Raw genomic sequence first — 14,878 nt, forward strand, 5'->3', positions numbered from 1 at the left:
ATTTCCTGATTATTTTGGTGTTGCGCGCTTACTGGTATCAACACTGCAAACATTGCCGCTGCATTTAAAGGTTAAGGCTGTTTGGCCGCCGTAATCATTGACGTATACCAATACTGGCGAAGCACCTAATGCCGCTGCGCTGCCGCCCAAAACTGTCTGGTTATTGGGTGAGATCATTAGGGCATCAAACCCTTTAATCACTTCTCCGTCTTTTTTAGCGCTGGCGCCAATTAGCGTGATGTAATAGGGCGTTGGATTAATAACGGTGTACTTATCGCCACTTTTGCTTAAGGTTATTTTTTCCTGGAAAGGCAACGCATGTTGTGCCGCCGCCGCTTCTGCTAAAGAGGCCGGACGGAAAAACAGTTTGATGCGCGTTTGCAGGGCAATCTGCAACACATTAGGTTTATCGCTTTTAGGCGGAATCTCTCTCAGGTTGAAATAAAAAAGCGATTCACGATCCTGAGGCAGTGTACTAAAGGATTCAGCTGTGGTCAGGGCCTGCACTTTTATCTGGCTTTCAGCTTTGGGTTCAATTCGCTGTACTGGCGGCACAACTGTAAGTGGGCTACCCGCAGTGAGTTTTTCACCTTGTTCGTCTTCCAGCCAACCCTGCGCTAAATAAGGCAGTTCCGTGTTTTGGTTGCTTACTGTTAAACTGACGGACTTCTCTGAACCAGGAAATATGATACGCGTTCGATCGAGTGATATTGCAGCAGTAACTGAATGTGAAATAAGGCTAAAGGTGGTTACTGTAATTATGCTAAATAAATGTTTTCTGTTCATTTTCTTCCTACAGTGTTAGTTGATTGAAAAGTGTTTTTTAAGATCGCGTTATCTCTTCGCAAGGAAGTAAAATATTGTTCATCATGTTTGATGGCAGCATCTTGGGTAATGAAATCTTGCACTGTTCTTCATTATTCCAGCGCACTACCATTGTCTCACCGGAATTAATACCACTGAGATAAACATTGCCATCATCATTAACGATACCGGCTTCTTGATTCTTCATATTTAAAACGGTGGCACCAAATGGAGGAGCTGAACCATCGGCCAACCGTATGACCGCCATCGCTTTCTCACCCGAAATTACGTTGAATGCGCGATAGCCGATTGCCCCTTCCGTCAACGTTCCCTGCGCAACGGATTGCGGGGCTTCTACGTTATCTGCCAACTTATCAACGTTGATGCGCACACTGTTACGGTAGTAACTGCTGATATCACTCACCACGGCTTTACCAAAGTGGTTGGTGTAAACGGGATTGCCATAAGCACCCACCGGCACGCCGGCCACGCCATCGGTATCAACCAGCATGCGGGTACCGCCTAAAATATTGGTGCGATGCAATGCGCCGCCTTGCGCAGTCAGTGTTGCACCGCCTTGTATTGAAGCCCCCAGTGCGCTGTACTGACCTTCGCGATAGCTCGCTGAGCTGTTGATCTGGGCGAGAGTGCCGTTATGGGTGTAGTAGCCGCTGAGATCGGCACCCTGGCGTGCAACACCGGTGCTGACCTGGTAAGAGTCTGCATCACCCACACGGCTGTAATAGCTGGCACTCTGGCGGTTATCGCCTTTGGAATAAGATCCGTTGTAACTCACCGTGCCAGACTCACCCCACGGCAGTGACAGCGACATATACATACCGTCGTCATTGGTGTTATTAAATTTGTTACGGTACGCCGTCAGTGAAAGGCTGAGATTTCGAAATCGGCCCAGATCGAAATAGCGTGAGAGTGATAAGTCATAACGATCGTTAGCGGCCTGATTCCAGTAGGTCTGATGGTTGTAATTCAAATACGCTGTCAGATTCAGCGATTCAAATTGCTGGTTGAGCGAGATGGTGTACATCTCTTTGCTGCGTCCTGCACTGATGTCCCCGTCCAGAGAATCCAGATATTCGGCCATTGAGCGATAGCCGCTATCAGAGAAACGGTAGCCAGCAAAGGTGACCTGGCTGCCCGTCTCCTCGAAGCGCTTGGCATAACTCAGGCGATAAGAACCGCCACGCTGGGCATCCTGATTAGGCACTTTGGCCTGCGACATCGTGACATCCGTTGATAGCGCGCCCAGTGACAAAAGGTCACGACCTAATCCCATTGATAGCGCGTTATATTTCTCCCCCCCAATGCCTCCGCCATAAAGCGACCAACCGTTACTGATACCCCAGGAGAACTCTCCGGCAGCGAACAGAGGGCCCTCTACGCGGTGCTTCCAGTCGCTGGGTTTTCCGATAGTTGTTTTGTAGCGTATCTGGCCCGGGCGGGTCAGATAAGGGATGGTTGCGGTACTCACCTGATATTGCGTGACGCTGCCATCCTGCTCTTCCACACGAACATCAAGATTGCCAGAAACGGCGCTATCAAGATCCTGAATACGATAGGGACCGGCCGCGACTTGCACTTCTTTAATGATGCGGCCTAATTGGCTGATGATGATCTTCGCATTGCTCTTCGCCACACCGCTGACTTCCGGAGCATAGCCGCGCAGATTAGGAGGCAACATATTGTCATCGGTGACCAGACTTAGACCTGTGTAACGGAAGCTATCGAAAATTGAAGAGCTGAGATAATCCTCACCCAAACTCAGCTTCGCGCCGATTTTACTCAGGGCGCGATAGGCATAAAAACGGCTCCAGTCCCAGCTATGAGTGTTGGATTCGTGATTATTGCCGCTGCGACGGTCGTAACGCGCTTGCCAATCTGCGCGCAAACGCCATGCGTCGAAATTCGCGCCACTGGTGCCGTTACCCGACAAATTAGTGCCACTTCCTCCGCCCGCGCCGTTTTGTTGCAGGGTTTGCAGGTTGAGGTTGTAGTCAAACAGCGCTCCAGTAATGCCCTCTTCCCAGCGAGCGGGAGGATCCCAATAAGGACTGCTGTACTCTAAGTAGGCCTGTGGAATACTTACGAAGAGCGTTGACTTGCCTAAATCACCACGAGCCTCCATACCCGGGATACTCTCCAGCGCAAGACACTGCTCATCCCGCCACCATGTCAGTTTGGCTAAAGAAGATTCTTTGAGTCCGAATTGCGACAACATCTCTGGTGTTACACAAGCCACGGTTTCATTGGCATCCTGCTCTGCGGGATAGAAATGAATTTGTCTCTCAGACAGAGGGATGGCATTCAGGTTGACAGACAGAGAATAAATCCCCGGCAGAATAAAACCTTTACGCGAAAACTGACTGAGATCGATATTGCTACGATCTTTAAGATCGAGAACATCCGTATTGAACTGCACTTCGCTGGCAGCAATTGATGATGTCAGATTGCCGATGAATAAGAATGTCCCAATGGCGGTCATACAAAAGAGTGAAGCCGCTTGACGCGGAAGGCATAACAGCATGATTGCGTGCCTCTTTAGTTATAATCTATTCTGAATCGGATAGTTAATTGATGGTCGCCAGCTTGTAATATTTCCTGGTTGCCAACTAAGTTCAGTGTGTATTTAAGGTGCATGTTATCTGCCATGAGATCCCTTTCTGGCAGATGTTTTCCGGGTGAAGCCACATTGCCCACATGGTCACTGATTTTTACAGATATACCGCTGGCCATACCCGAGGTTTTAAAATGTCCTTTATCATCCTCACCATCAAACATGACTTTGAAATTTTTCCAGTCGGGTTTGGTGGGATCTAATCGGGTGACGGTGCACCCAAATAAGCGAATAGAGAATTCTTTCTTTGGTCCCTGACCCTCTCGGATAATTTTGCTGACAGGATGGTTTCCCATAAAAAGGGTTTGCTCTCGATCGCCGACTTCAATTGCGCAAGGTGTCTCAACTATTGAACCAGTCATATTCACGCGACCAAATCCTTCAGTGTTTGCAAATGATGTTTTTGTTATTAGCGAAACACCTAAAAGTAAAAAACAGACGGCCGAATATCGTGAAAATAATGACTTAAATAACATTTTCGCACTCCAGAATAGAGGAGAGAAAAAACCTGCGGCAGGCACGCCGCAGGTTAGTAGAAGCGTTATTGATTAGTTGTAGCTAAGTACGAAGTTCGCCGGCACCTGGAAAGTACCCGGTACGATAGTGGCTGCTGCACCACCACCTTGAACGCGCGCAGCGAAGGTCAGGGTGTTATTGCCATTGATAACTGTCTGGCCAGTGGACGCGGTGTTCAGTTTAACTTTAGTGCCATCACCATCAGTCAGGACGATGGATGCACCACTGGCATCACCACCGACCAGTGCCAGGCTATCTGAGTCATGTGGAGAGGCTGCTCCGGTAAAGGTGACGCTGACTTTATCTTTCGTTCCTGGTGTAGTGATGACGCAATCTTCCAGTTCAATGTGGAAAGGTTTAGGGCTGGAAGAGCCGGTATTGCCGTTGGCTGCCAGTGCCACATTAGAGATGGCGCCCAGTGGAACTGTTTGATCCAATGAACCCGGTGCAATAGAGCAAGGCGCATCAATGATCGAACCGGTAAAAGTGACTTTACCTGTGCCACCTGCAGCGTAGACAGAGGAAGCGGTAAACAGGCTTAATACAGACAGGGCGATAATACACTTTTTCATTTAATATCTTCCATTTGGTTTAGTACCCATATTTTCTTATTTTTAAGAAATATGTTTTCACTGAGATTTCATCAGACGTTTTAGCGATGAGTTACGCCTCTAATATGAAGAAATGTCAGTATTTACACACTGCTATCAGGTGCTCCTTGAATATGCAGATTAAAACTGCATGATTCATTTTTCCCTTCGCCTTTAGATTTTTTCGGCGTCGTTGGGAAACATTATGAGCAGCAAGTGGTTTTATGAAAATAAGATTTATTTTCTGTCGATGTAGTGGGTGAATGGGGTATTTGTAAGGGATATATTACAAAGGAAGTGATAGGAAGATAGAGGGATCAAGATGTCGATATTTTAATCTGAATGACCTATCGGTCCAATTGCCAAAAACTATAACACCGCAATATGGCGGTTAATGTGAGCCGCATCGTAAATATTACGAGAACAGTTAATGATTATTATTAATAAACCATGATGCTCCTGATGAGCTAGCCATGAATAAAAACGCCCACGCCACTATCCGCGCGGGCAGTATTGTTTTTATCGACTCAGCACCTGTGCTCCGGCATTTTTCTCCAGTCGCCAGACATCAAACAGTGACATCAGCACCAGCAAAGCCACACCCGCGAATGCGATGTGAATGTCATTCTGCTCAATGGTTGCATGTTCATGCCACAGCATCGCTCCGCGCAGGAACAGGGCGGCCAGTGCAATACCGGCGCTCATGCTGAACTGGAAGAAGATACTGAACACCACGGAGGCATCACTCATTTTGGCCTGGGGCACATCAGCAAAACCTAAACTGTTGTAGCAGCTGAACTGGAGCGAGCGCGACAATCCGCCAATAAACAGAATGGCAGCAATCGCGAAATAGCCGAGTGCAGGGCTGAGCAGCAAGCAGCACAGCATCGCTGCCAGGCTGATGACGCCGTTAACCATCAATACCCGCCGGAAGCCAAAGCGTTTCATCAACCATGTGGTGGCCGGTTTCATTGCCAGATTACCGGCAAATACCCACAGCACCATGGCGCCTGCTTGCGCTGCGCTCCAGCCAAAACCAAGCTGAAATAGCAACGGCAAAAGGAACGGCACGGCGTTAATGGATGCGCGGAACAGTGATCCCCCGACAACCGCATTTCGGAAGGTATTAATGGTCATGGCACTGAACGGCAACAGAGGTTGTGGGTGGCTGAAGCTATGGCGATAGGCCAGTACGCTGCACAGCACCCCAATCAATAACAAAGGAATACCGAGGTAAAGGTGCATCTGACCGAGCGCTTCCAAAGAGATAATTAGCGCAGTGCATGCTGTAGCGGTCAGCAAAAAACCTCGCACATCAAATACTCTTGGTTGCTCTGCTTTGAACTGAGGCACCAGGTAGGTGGTGGCGATGAGAGCGATAATCCCAAGCGGTATATTAAGCCAGAAAATCCACGGCCAGTGGCCATAAGTGACAATCAAGCCACCCAGTGGCGGGCCGAGGACGGGTGCAATCAAACCCGGCCAGGTGATAAAGGCGATGGTTTTCACCATGTCCTTTTTTTCGGTCACACGCAGCACCACCATGCGTCCCACCGGCACCATCATGGCACCGCCAATCCCCTGCAAAACGCGACTCAATGCGAACATCAGAAGGGTGTCGCTGAGTCCGCACAGTATCGACGCCAGAGTAAAAATCAGAATGGCACAGGCAAACACGTTGCGCGCACCGTAGCGCTCCGCCAGCCAGCCGCTCATGGGAATACCCACCGCTACTGCTAATAAATAAGCGCTGACACCCACGTTAAGCGCTACCGGGCTGGCGGCGAAATCGCGTGCCATTTGGGGAATCGCGGTGGTGATGACGGTGGCGTCGAGGTTTTCCATAAAGAAGGTGACTGCAACCAGCAGCGCGAGCAGCAAGGTTCTGTTAGCTGGGATGCCATTCTGCGTCATAACGCCATTCCTTTCTCTTCCGCACGTATCAGGATTAGGGAGAGAATAGTTTCGGGCGCAATCGTTTTCTACGCAAGTATATCGATAAAAAACCCGGCTATTGCCGGGCGGTGAAACTTGCTGTTGGAAATACGTCGCTATTACAGGAAGTGATTTATGGGAGATTGATCACGATGGCGCCGCTGCCGCTCTTATCTCCGGGCGTAGGGTTGGCTGCACTCAGAGTAGAGGTTACCGTATGGGTTGATATGCCGTTGGGTAGATAAATGGAGCCTAAGCCACGGCCATCAAAGGTCAATGTGGAACTTACTCCGCCGCCCATATTGATGGCGCCACCCAGGCTGGCGATATTGGCCGAGGTTGCGCGGTTGCAGTTCACGTTGATTGAGACACTGTCTTGTTTACCATTGACCTTGTCAGCCTGGAGAGTGCCGTGATCGATGTTGGGTGAGCCTGAGAAAGAACAATTAGTTGGGACGGGTGGGGCTGAAGCATTTCTGCATATTGTACCGGGCTGATTTACGTAATCAGAGCCGGGGATGTTCACTACAGGGGTCGCTGCAGCCGCAATGCATACAGTATAGGGCGGAACACGATGAGAAATAGTCGTTGAAGTGCCACTGGCAGGATAAGCCCTTAGAAATGCATTGTTGGCATCTGCCCACGTTGACCTTAAAGGAACGAATACGTATTGAATGGCTGTACCTGTTTTGCTGCCACCACCAGCATTATCAATAATCCAAATGCCAAAATAACATCCACGGCCAGAACTCCCGTTGGTACATATCGGAGAAGCCGAAGAGTTGCCTCCAGATGTACTGCTGTAACTATAGGTTACAGTGCGCTCATCCTTATACTCAGCGTGAGTGATCGTTATTATTGCATACGTTTTAAATGAGAAAGTTAAATAGATTAAGGCGAGTAAATGTAATGGCTTTTTCATTTTCTTCCTGAACGTTTTTTCTGAGAATGAGCAAGGAAAGAATGGTTTTAAATTATAGATTTTAAACGTTGTTCATTTTGAACTTTTTTAAATCAATGAATCTATCAGCCTAAGATTTTGATGAGGTAATAACTTTCTTTGAGTTATGTAATCGTTACCCTACAACTGATCAGGGCTTAGGCTAATTCAATTAGTAAGAAGACAATATGTGCGTTGGAAATTTCCGAGCCAATAAAGGACTTGCCGCTGAGTATTGCCTGTAAAAAGGGCAATGAAATGATGACCTGCGCGAGATGCTGCACCTATTGAGTGTCAACAATCGCGAGCTGACGGAAAAAACTGTGTTCCCCAATCGCGGAGTGGCCTTTTAGGGGCACTACACCCAATTCAGCACTATTTGATATTACTGCCTCAGCAGTAGCGAATTAAACAGACTCTCTCTATGATGGATTTTTTCCCGCGCGATTGTCGGGAACGATCAATGACTTAGGGAAGTAACCACGCGATGACTCTGTTAAATGATCTCGATCTGCGTCAGCTGGAAGCCTTCTCGGCGGTAATTTCAGCGGGCAGCGTGACGGCGGCCGCCAAGGCACTGAACCGCTCGCAGCCCGCCGTCTCCCGCCTGATTCAGGAGCTGGAGCAGTCGCTGGGTTATCCGCTGTTTATCCGCAATGGCCCGCGCATTCATCCATCTGAAGAAGCGCTGCAGCTGCATCAGTACGTGCAGAAAGCGCTGCTGTCACTGCAACAGATTCGACTTCGCGCCCAAGAGATCGCGCATCAGCAGCATCGCCCACTCAGCATTGCCGCGACGCCAGCACTGGCCGCCGGGTTGCTGCCGCAAGCATTGGCCGCGCTAAACCTGCAAAATAAAGTGCAAATCATCAGTGAGTCCGCCGTACAGACGGCACATGCTGTGATCACCGCAGAAGCGGACATCGGCTTATGTAGTTTGCCGCTGGAGCATCATGCGGTGGAGTTGCACTGGATCGGGCAGTCTCAATGCGTGATTGCCCTGCCGGAAGAGGATGAGCTGGCAGTACACAGTGAGCTATCCCTCAGCCAGCTGGCGGGCCGCCGTTTAATCGCGCCATGGAGTCCGCAACGTCTGCGCGGCCGCTATGAAAAAGCATTGAGGAAGGTTAAAGCGCCGCTGCTGGAAACCATCGAAACCAACTCGTCGGCGAATATTCTGGGCTGTGTGCGCGCCGGATTGGGCGTGGCGATCCTCGAACCGGTCACCGGCTGGGGCATGCCGCTGGCCGGAGTGGCGATTCGCCCGATTCAGGAAGACATTCCTTACTTCTTTGGCGTGATCACGCCGCAAGGCCGCCAGATTTCCAGCGCGGCGCAGGCACTGGTGGAAGCGCTGGCAGACGCCGCTGCTCAGCTGCTACCGGGATTTGAACGCCTGCCCGCCAGCGAACATCCGCGCATTATGCGAGTGATTAACCAGGAATCGTAGCGAGGCGATTGGTCGTGCCTCTAACAGCAGCATGACCACGCCAGTCAGCGCACCGCTCACCGCTACACTCAGAACCGAATCGCAAAAATCCTATCTCGCTCCAGCGACAAAATTTATCGTGCATATCACAGCAGCTTCCTGACGCAATCTGCGCGATGAATCCCTTCATTTTCAACGCTTATAACTTTTTCGGCATAAGATATAAGAAATCCATTGGTCAAATCCTGAGCGAGAATCTTGACTCACATTTAGGGCAAGAGGATTATGCGAAAACTTAGTTTTATTATGCGTATTGATGATTGTTGGCTGCCTATTATGCATTTTATAGATAATTAAAAAGGCAGGGTCATCGGCGCGTTTTAATCGTTTTCGCTCGCTCTCAACGCGATCGCTGACACCAGGGAAATCTCTCTATGACGTATGCCGCCAAAGGTCTTGCCGCATTAGAAGCTCAGCTTCAGCAGGATCTGGAATTTCTGGAACTGCCAGCCAAATCCTGGGTACCGGAGCGCACCTTTCAGAGTGCACCGGTACGCGATGTGGTGGTGATTGGTGCGGGCATGTGCGGTCTGGCGGCTCTCGCCAAATTACAGTTCACCGGCATCAGCAATGTGGTGGCTTATGACGCCGCCCACGCTGGACTGGAAGGTCCGTGGATCACCTTTGCGCGCATGGAAACTCTGCGCTCACCGAAAACGCTGCATGGCCCGGCACTGGGCCTCGCGCAGCTGACTTTCCGCGCCTGGTTCACGGCGCAGTGGGGCAAAGAGGCGTGGCAGGAGCTGGACAAAATCCCTAAAGCGCAGTGGATGGATTACCTGATTTGGTATCGCAAGGTGCTGAATCTGCCGGTGCACAACAACGTGCGCGTCACCAGCATTGCACAGGCCGGGGATTTGATTGCGCTGGATCTGGACGGTGCCGAAACCGATCGTGTTTATACGCGCCGATTGGTGCTCGCCACCGGACGTTCTGGTCTTGGCGGTTTTGCCGTGCCGGACTTCCTGCAAGGCATTGACCGCCAGTTCTGGGCACACTCCGCTGATGATATTGATTTCACAGCCTTAAAAGGCAAGCGCATCGCGGTGATTGGTGCAGGCGCCTCGTCGATGGATAACGCCGCCACCGCGCTGGAGCAGGGCGCTGCAGCGGTGGATCTGCTGATTCGCCGCAAAGAAATGCCACGCATCAACAAGATGACCGGCATTGGCAGCCAGGGCGTGGTGCACGGCATGCATCAGCTACCGGACGCGTGGAAGTGGAAGTTCGTCGATTACACCGCCGCGACCCAAACCCCGCCGCCGCGCTCTTCCACTCTGCGCGTATCACGCCATGAGAATGCGCGCTTCTTCCTCGATTGCGGCATCAACGCCGTCAAACAAGAAGAAGACGGCTTGCTGATTGAAACCACCCAGGGCGCACTGCGCTACGACTTCCTGATCGCCGCCACCGGCTTTACCAACGATTTCCACGGCCGCCCGGAGTTTGCCGCCATCGCGCCGCATATTCGCAGCTGGTCCGATGGTCGCTATCAACCTGATATGGGCACACCGCGTCACAGCTTGCTGGAAGCGCCGGATCTTGGCCCTTCATTCGAGTTCCGCGAATTGACGCCCGATGCCTGCCCGATGCTGGCGCACATCCATTGCTTTAACGATGCTGCCATGCTGACGCACGGCAAAGTCTCCGGCGATATTCCTGCGGTGAGCGCCGGAGCCGATCGTCTGGTGCGCGGCATTACCGCCTCGCTGTTTGCCGAGGACGTCGAGCAGCACTACGCCAACTTACAAGCTTTTGACACCCCTGAACTACAGGGCGATGAATGGGTGGATTCAACCCCGTTACTAAAACAGGAGAACGCGTTGTGAGCGACGCTATTGATCAAGCAGCCGGATTAACACCAGAAGATGCGCTGTATCAGACGCGCCGTCTGCGTCCCGAATTTGTTGAGGGCGCGGAAGCGTGCCGTGTGTCAGTACTCACGCCGGAAGACGATCAGGGTTTACCTGCAGATCTGCGTCTGGCACTGGCGCAGCGTATGGCGGTGCTGAATTACGATGCGCCGCTGCAACGTGATTACCAGGCGCAACTGGCGGCGTTAAACCCGTCTGAAGCGCTGCTGGCGCTGGCATCAGGTTGTACTGTTTCGGAAGAGCCGCTGGCGACGATCGCGCGTCATGCTGACATGGTCACGCAACAGCCGATTCAGGCCACCGAGCAGCACATTCGCTTGCTGGAGCAGGCTGGTTTGAGCAATCCGCAAATCGTCGCGCTCTCTGAACTGATCGCCTTTGTTAACTTCCAGACGCGCGTGGCGGCTGGTTTACGTCTGATGAGGTCCGCATGATTCCGTCGGTTAATCTCAAGCCGCTGCACTGGCATCCGTATATCACGCCAGTGGATGTTGAACAGGCGACACCGGCGCAGCTCGATGCGATGAAAGTGACGCCGTCCAACAAGAAGATCTCCGAATACGTGCGCACATTGGTACACGATCCTGAGAGCTACACCGCACGTACCGGGCTGTTCAACGCCATCATGTATGTCGAAGGTGGCCTCGATCGTGCGGATCGTGAGCTGGGCGCATTAGGTGCTTCGATCGTCAACGGTTGCCGCTACTGTGCGGTGGTGCACGCGCGCCGTCATGCGCAGCTGGCAGAAAGTGACGCCGTGGTCAGTGCCATCTATTTTGATAGAGCGGATGTGTTAGGTGAACGCGATGCGGCGATCTACCGCTTTGCTCGTCGTTTATCGGTCACGCCGTCTGAAGCTACGCCGGAAGATGTCGCGGCACTGCGCGCCGTCGGCATGAACGATCAGGAGATTATCGATCTGATCCACGCCATCGCCATCTTTGGCTGGGCCAACCGTCTGATGCATGTGCTCGGCCATGCTGACCTGAACAAATAAGGGCTGCACCGGATGTTAGAACTCAACAATATTACGCTCGCTTACGGCAGTAATCCGATCCTGAAAGGCGTCGATTTGTCGGTAAAACGCGGCGATGTGGTGTCGATCATCGGGCCAAGCGGCACCGGGAAAACCACACTGCTGCGCTGCATCAACTATCTGGCGAAGCCGTCAGCCGGGACCATTCAGCTTGATCAGATCCGCATGGATTACCAGTCACCGGATAAAGCAGCGATCCAGGCGATCCGTCTGCGCACCGCCATGGTGTTCCAGCAGTTTAACGTGTTCAAAAACATGACGGTGCTGGAAAACGTGATGGATCCGCTGATCGTGATCCAGCGTAAAACCAAACAGCAAGCGCGCGACATCGCCGTGCAGGAGCTGGAACGCGTGGGTCTGGGCGCCAAGCTTGATCACTATCCGTCGCAGCTGTCTGGTGGCCAGTTACAGCGTACCGGTATCGCCCGTGCTTTGGCGGTGCGTCCGGATGTGATGCTGTTTGATGAACCGACCTCATCGCTCGATCCCGAGCTGGTGGGTGAAGTGTTGAAAGTGATTAAAGATGTGGCGTCATCCGGCATTACCTCGCTGCTGGTGACGCACGAGATGCAGTTTGCGAAAAGCATCTCGAATCGCATCGTGTTTATGGATCAGGGTGTGGTAGCTGCGCAGGGGACTCCAGCAGAGATGTTTGATAACCCATCCCTGCCGCGCCTTGCCCAGTTCCTCAACTCAGAAAAAGTATTCTAATAATTAAAGGAATCAGAGACATGCCTGCAATCAAAACTACATTACGTCGCCTTGCCGCGCCTGGCATCATCGCCCTGGCCCTGATCAGCGGTAACAGCTTTGCTGACGCGGTACGCACCATCAAAATTGCTACTGCTGCAGAATCCAAACCGCTGTCGTGGGGCGCGATCGGTCACGAACCAGAGGGCTACGAGCCGGACGTGCTGAAAGCCATCAACGCGAAACTGCCACAGTACAAATTCGTTATGGAAGGCGCCGCGGACATCGCGCAGGAAACTGGCCTGGTGACCGGCAAATACGACATGGCGACCGGCGGTTACTACAAAGCGCCAGCGCGCAGCAAACAGTTCCTGATCCCGGATGCACCGATCGGTGCCAGCCTGATGAAGATCTACAGCCGCAGCGATAGCAATATCAACGGTATGAAAGATCTGGTCGGCAAGAACATCGTGCCTGTCACCGCAGGCGGTGGCGTGTATAAGTTCGTCACCCAGTGGCAGCAGGATAACCCGAACGACAAAATCACCATCAAAGCGTCCAGCGCCGGTGTGCCTTACCCGGATCGTCTGAAAGAAGTGCAGAACGGTAAATATGACGCGCTGATCCTGCCTTCAAACCTCGGTGAGCAGACGGTGATCGACAACCAGAAGCTGGCGATCAAAGCCAGTGAGCCGGTAGTGATCAACAATACCTATGTACTGATCCACCGCTCTGCTGAAAACCAGGCGCTGAACGATGACATCACCAAAACCCTGCAGGAGCTGAAGGCGGACGGCACGCTGGATAAGCTGGCGCAGAAATGGTTTGGCGAAGAAGTCACTAAGTACATGAAGTAACAGATTCACTGCGCCCGGTGTTGAGCCGGGCGCATGCTGTCCTTTTTAGCAGGAGTGTTTCACCGTGAATCTATCCTCCATGATTCCAGAACTGCTGTCGGCGCTGCCTTTGACGCTCGGCATCATGTTTGTGGCGATGATTGTCGGGTTCTTTCTGGCGCTGATCGCGACGTTTTTCCGCGTGCGCCGTATTCCCGTGATCAGCCAGCTGGCCGATCTCTATGTTTCTTATGCGCGCAGCGTGCCGGTGGTGCTGCAACTGTTTGTGGCTTTCTACGGCATGCCACTGATCACCGATAACTTTGGTTTTGGCGATTTCTTCACCGCCAACGTGGCGGCGATGATCGGCCTGAGCCTGTATCACGGCGGTTACTTATCGGAAGTGATGCGCCCGGCGTACCTTGCGGTTGAGCGTGGTCAGCACGATGCCACCGACAGTCTTGGCTACAGCTTCCGTCAGAAAATGCTGCGAGTGATTGGCCCGCAGGCGGTGCACTTTGCGCTGCCGGGTTACGGTAATGCGATTATCTATCTGATTCACAACGTGGCGCTGGTGATGTACATCGGTGCGGCAGATGTGATGGCGACCGCGCACCTGATTATGGAACGCGATTACAACCAGTATCAGTTCGGCACCTATCTGGTGTTGGCCGTGCTCTATTCACTGCTGTGCGGTGTGGCGTGGCTGGTTATCCGCTTCTTTGAACAACGTCATGCGAAGTACAGCTCGAAGTCTGCGCCGCGCGTGAAGTTCACCACCAGCGTCTGAGTGAGGGAGAAAAACCATGTTTGATGCTGAGGTTTTGCTGCCGGACTTCTGGAGCATTCTTGATGCGGTGCCAGTGACGTTGCTGATGGCCGTTACGGTATTTATCTGTTCAACGCTGTTAGGCGGGTTGTTTGCCTTTATTGAACATCGCCGCATTCCGGTGCTGCGCCAGCTGGTGATTACCTACAAAATTGCCTTCAAAGGCGTGCCGATGGTGGTGGTGATATTCCTCGCCTATTACGGTTTGCCACCGGCGCTGCACTTTGTTGCCACGCTGTTTGGCGTAGAGGTCAATGCCCACTCACTGCCGAACTGGGTGATCATCATTGTGGCGCTGAGTGCCTGCGTAGCGGCGTTCCAGGCTGAAGTGTGGAAAGGCGCGCTGAACTCGTTCGACACCGGACAATCCGATGCCGCTTTGTCACTCGGCTACAGCGGTGGACAGCTGTTCCGTCGGGTGATGTTCCCGCAGATTATCGTGGCGGCGATCCCCGATCTGGCGAATGCGTTTATGGTGATAATGAAAGCCCTGTCGCTGGCGTTTGCGATTGAAGTGGTGGATATCTTTGCTCAGGCGCAGCTGACGGCGGCACTGAACTTCTACTATCTCGAAGCCTTCCTGATTGCAGTGGTGTTCTACATGGTGATTGCGTATGTGGTCACTAAGATCGCCGACAAGATCGAGGCGGCGCTGCGCGTGCGCACCTGATGATTGATAAGTTGTGATGAAACGGCAGCCCATGTGG

General features: G+C 52.2%; 14 protein-coding genes. 8 read left to right on the plus strand and 6 right to left on the minus strand.

Annotated features, from left to right (window positions below; genetic code table 11):
• Positions 1-9: 9 nt before the first annotated feature.
• From LBW88_RS16795 to LBW88_RS16820, 6 genes are all read right to left on the minus strand, one after another.
• The gene (locus LBW88_RS16795; protein ID WP_224933563.1) at positions 10-786 is read right to left on the minus strand and encodes a fimbria/pilus periplasmic chaperone; all 777 of its coding nucleotides are present in this window, start codon (positions 784-786) and stop codon (positions 10-12) included.
• A gap of 37 nt (positions 787-823) precedes the next feature.
• The gene (locus tag LBW88_RS16800) at positions 824-3,304 is read right to left on the minus strand and encodes an outer membrane usher protein (protein WP_224933615.1); all 2,481 of its coding nucleotides are present in this window, start codon (positions 3,302-3,304) and stop codon (positions 824-826) included.
• Positions 3,305-3,360: 56 nt separating this feature from the next.
• Positions 3,361-3,912, minus strand: coding sequence for a fimbrial protein (locus LBW88_RS16805; RefSeq protein WP_224933562.1), 552 nt, complete (start codon positions 3,910-3,912; stop codon positions 3,361-3,363).
• A 72-nt stretch (positions 3,913-3,984) separates the two neighbouring features.
• On the minus strand, positions 3,985-4,524 hold the full coding sequence (locus LBW88_RS16810; RefSeq protein ID WP_224933561.1) for a fimbrial protein: 540 nt from the start codon (positions 4,522-4,524) through the stop codon (positions 3,985-3,987).
• Between the two features lie 537 nt (positions 4,525-5,061).
• Positions 5,062-6,456: an MFS transporter gene (locus tag LBW88_RS16815; RefSeq protein ID WP_224933560.1), complete on the minus strand. Its 1,395-nt coding sequence runs from the start codon at positions 6,454-6,456 to the stop codon at positions 5,062-5,064.
• Positions 6,457-6,610: 154 nt separating this feature from the next.
• Positions 6,611-7,399 (minus strand): hypothetical protein, encoded by a 789-nt coding sequence (locus tag LBW88_RS16820; protein ID WP_224933559.1) that lies wholly within the window; start codon positions 7,397-7,399, stop codon positions 6,611-6,613.
• Positions 7,400-7,904: 505 nt separating this feature from the next.
• Here LBW88_RS16820 and LBW88_RS16825 point away from each other — a divergent pair.
• From LBW88_RS16825 to LBW88_RS16860, 8 genes are all read left to right on the plus strand, one after another.
• Positions 7,905-8,867 carry a LysR family transcriptional regulator gene (locus LBW88_RS16825; protein WP_224933558.1) on the plus strand — a complete coding sequence of 321 codons (963 nt, stop codon included), beginning with the start codon at positions 7,905-7,907 and terminating at the stop codon, positions 8,865-8,867.
• A gap of 413 nt (positions 8,868-9,280) precedes the next feature.
• Complete coding sequence (locus tag LBW88_RS16830; protein WP_224933557.1) at positions 9,281-10,735, plus strand: NAD(P)-binding domain-containing protein; 1,455 nt, start codon at positions 9,281-9,283, stop codon at positions 10,733-10,735.
• Entirely contained in the window at positions 10,732-11,214 is a 483-nt protein-coding gene (locus LBW88_RS16835) for a CMD domain-containing protein (protein ID WP_224933556.1), read from the plus strand. The genes LBW88_RS16830 and LBW88_RS16835 overlap by 4 nt, the downstream gene beginning before the upstream one ends.
• Positions 11,211-11,777 (plus strand): peroxidase-related enzyme, encoded by a 567-nt coding sequence (locus LBW88_RS16840; RefSeq protein ID WP_224933555.1) that lies wholly within the window; start codon positions 11,211-11,213, stop codon positions 11,775-11,777. The genes LBW88_RS16835 and LBW88_RS16840 overlap by 4 nt, the downstream gene beginning before the upstream one ends.
• Positions 11,778-11,789: 12 nt before the next feature.
• On the plus strand, positions 11,790-12,527 hold the full coding sequence (locus tag LBW88_RS16845) for an amino acid ABC transporter ATP-binding protein (protein WP_224933554.1): 738 nt from the start codon (positions 11,790-11,792) through the stop codon (positions 12,525-12,527).
• 20 nt (positions 12,528-12,547) lie between these two features.
• The gene (locus LBW88_RS16850; protein ID WP_224933553.1) at positions 12,548-13,363 is read left to right on the plus strand and encodes a transporter substrate-binding domain-containing protein; all 816 of its coding nucleotides are present in this window, start codon (positions 12,548-12,550) and stop codon (positions 13,361-13,363) included.
• A 79-nt stretch (positions 13,364-13,442) separates the two neighbouring features.
• On the plus strand, positions 13,443-14,132 hold the full coding sequence (locus LBW88_RS16855) for an amino acid ABC transporter permease (protein WP_200577555.1): 690 nt from the start codon (positions 13,443-13,445) through the stop codon (positions 14,130-14,132).
• 16 nt (positions 14,133-14,148) lie between these two features.
• Positions 14,149-14,841, plus strand: coding sequence for an amino acid ABC transporter permease (locus LBW88_RS16860; protein WP_224933552.1), 693 nt, complete (start codon positions 14,149-14,151; stop codon positions 14,839-14,841).
• The last annotated feature ends 37 nt before the right edge of the window (positions 14,842-14,878 follow it).

Origin of the sequence: Pantoea sp. alder81, assembly GCF_020179835.1 — a bacterium.
GTDB lineage: Bacteria > Pseudomonadota > Gammaproteobacteria > Enterobacterales > Enterobacteriaceae > Pantoea.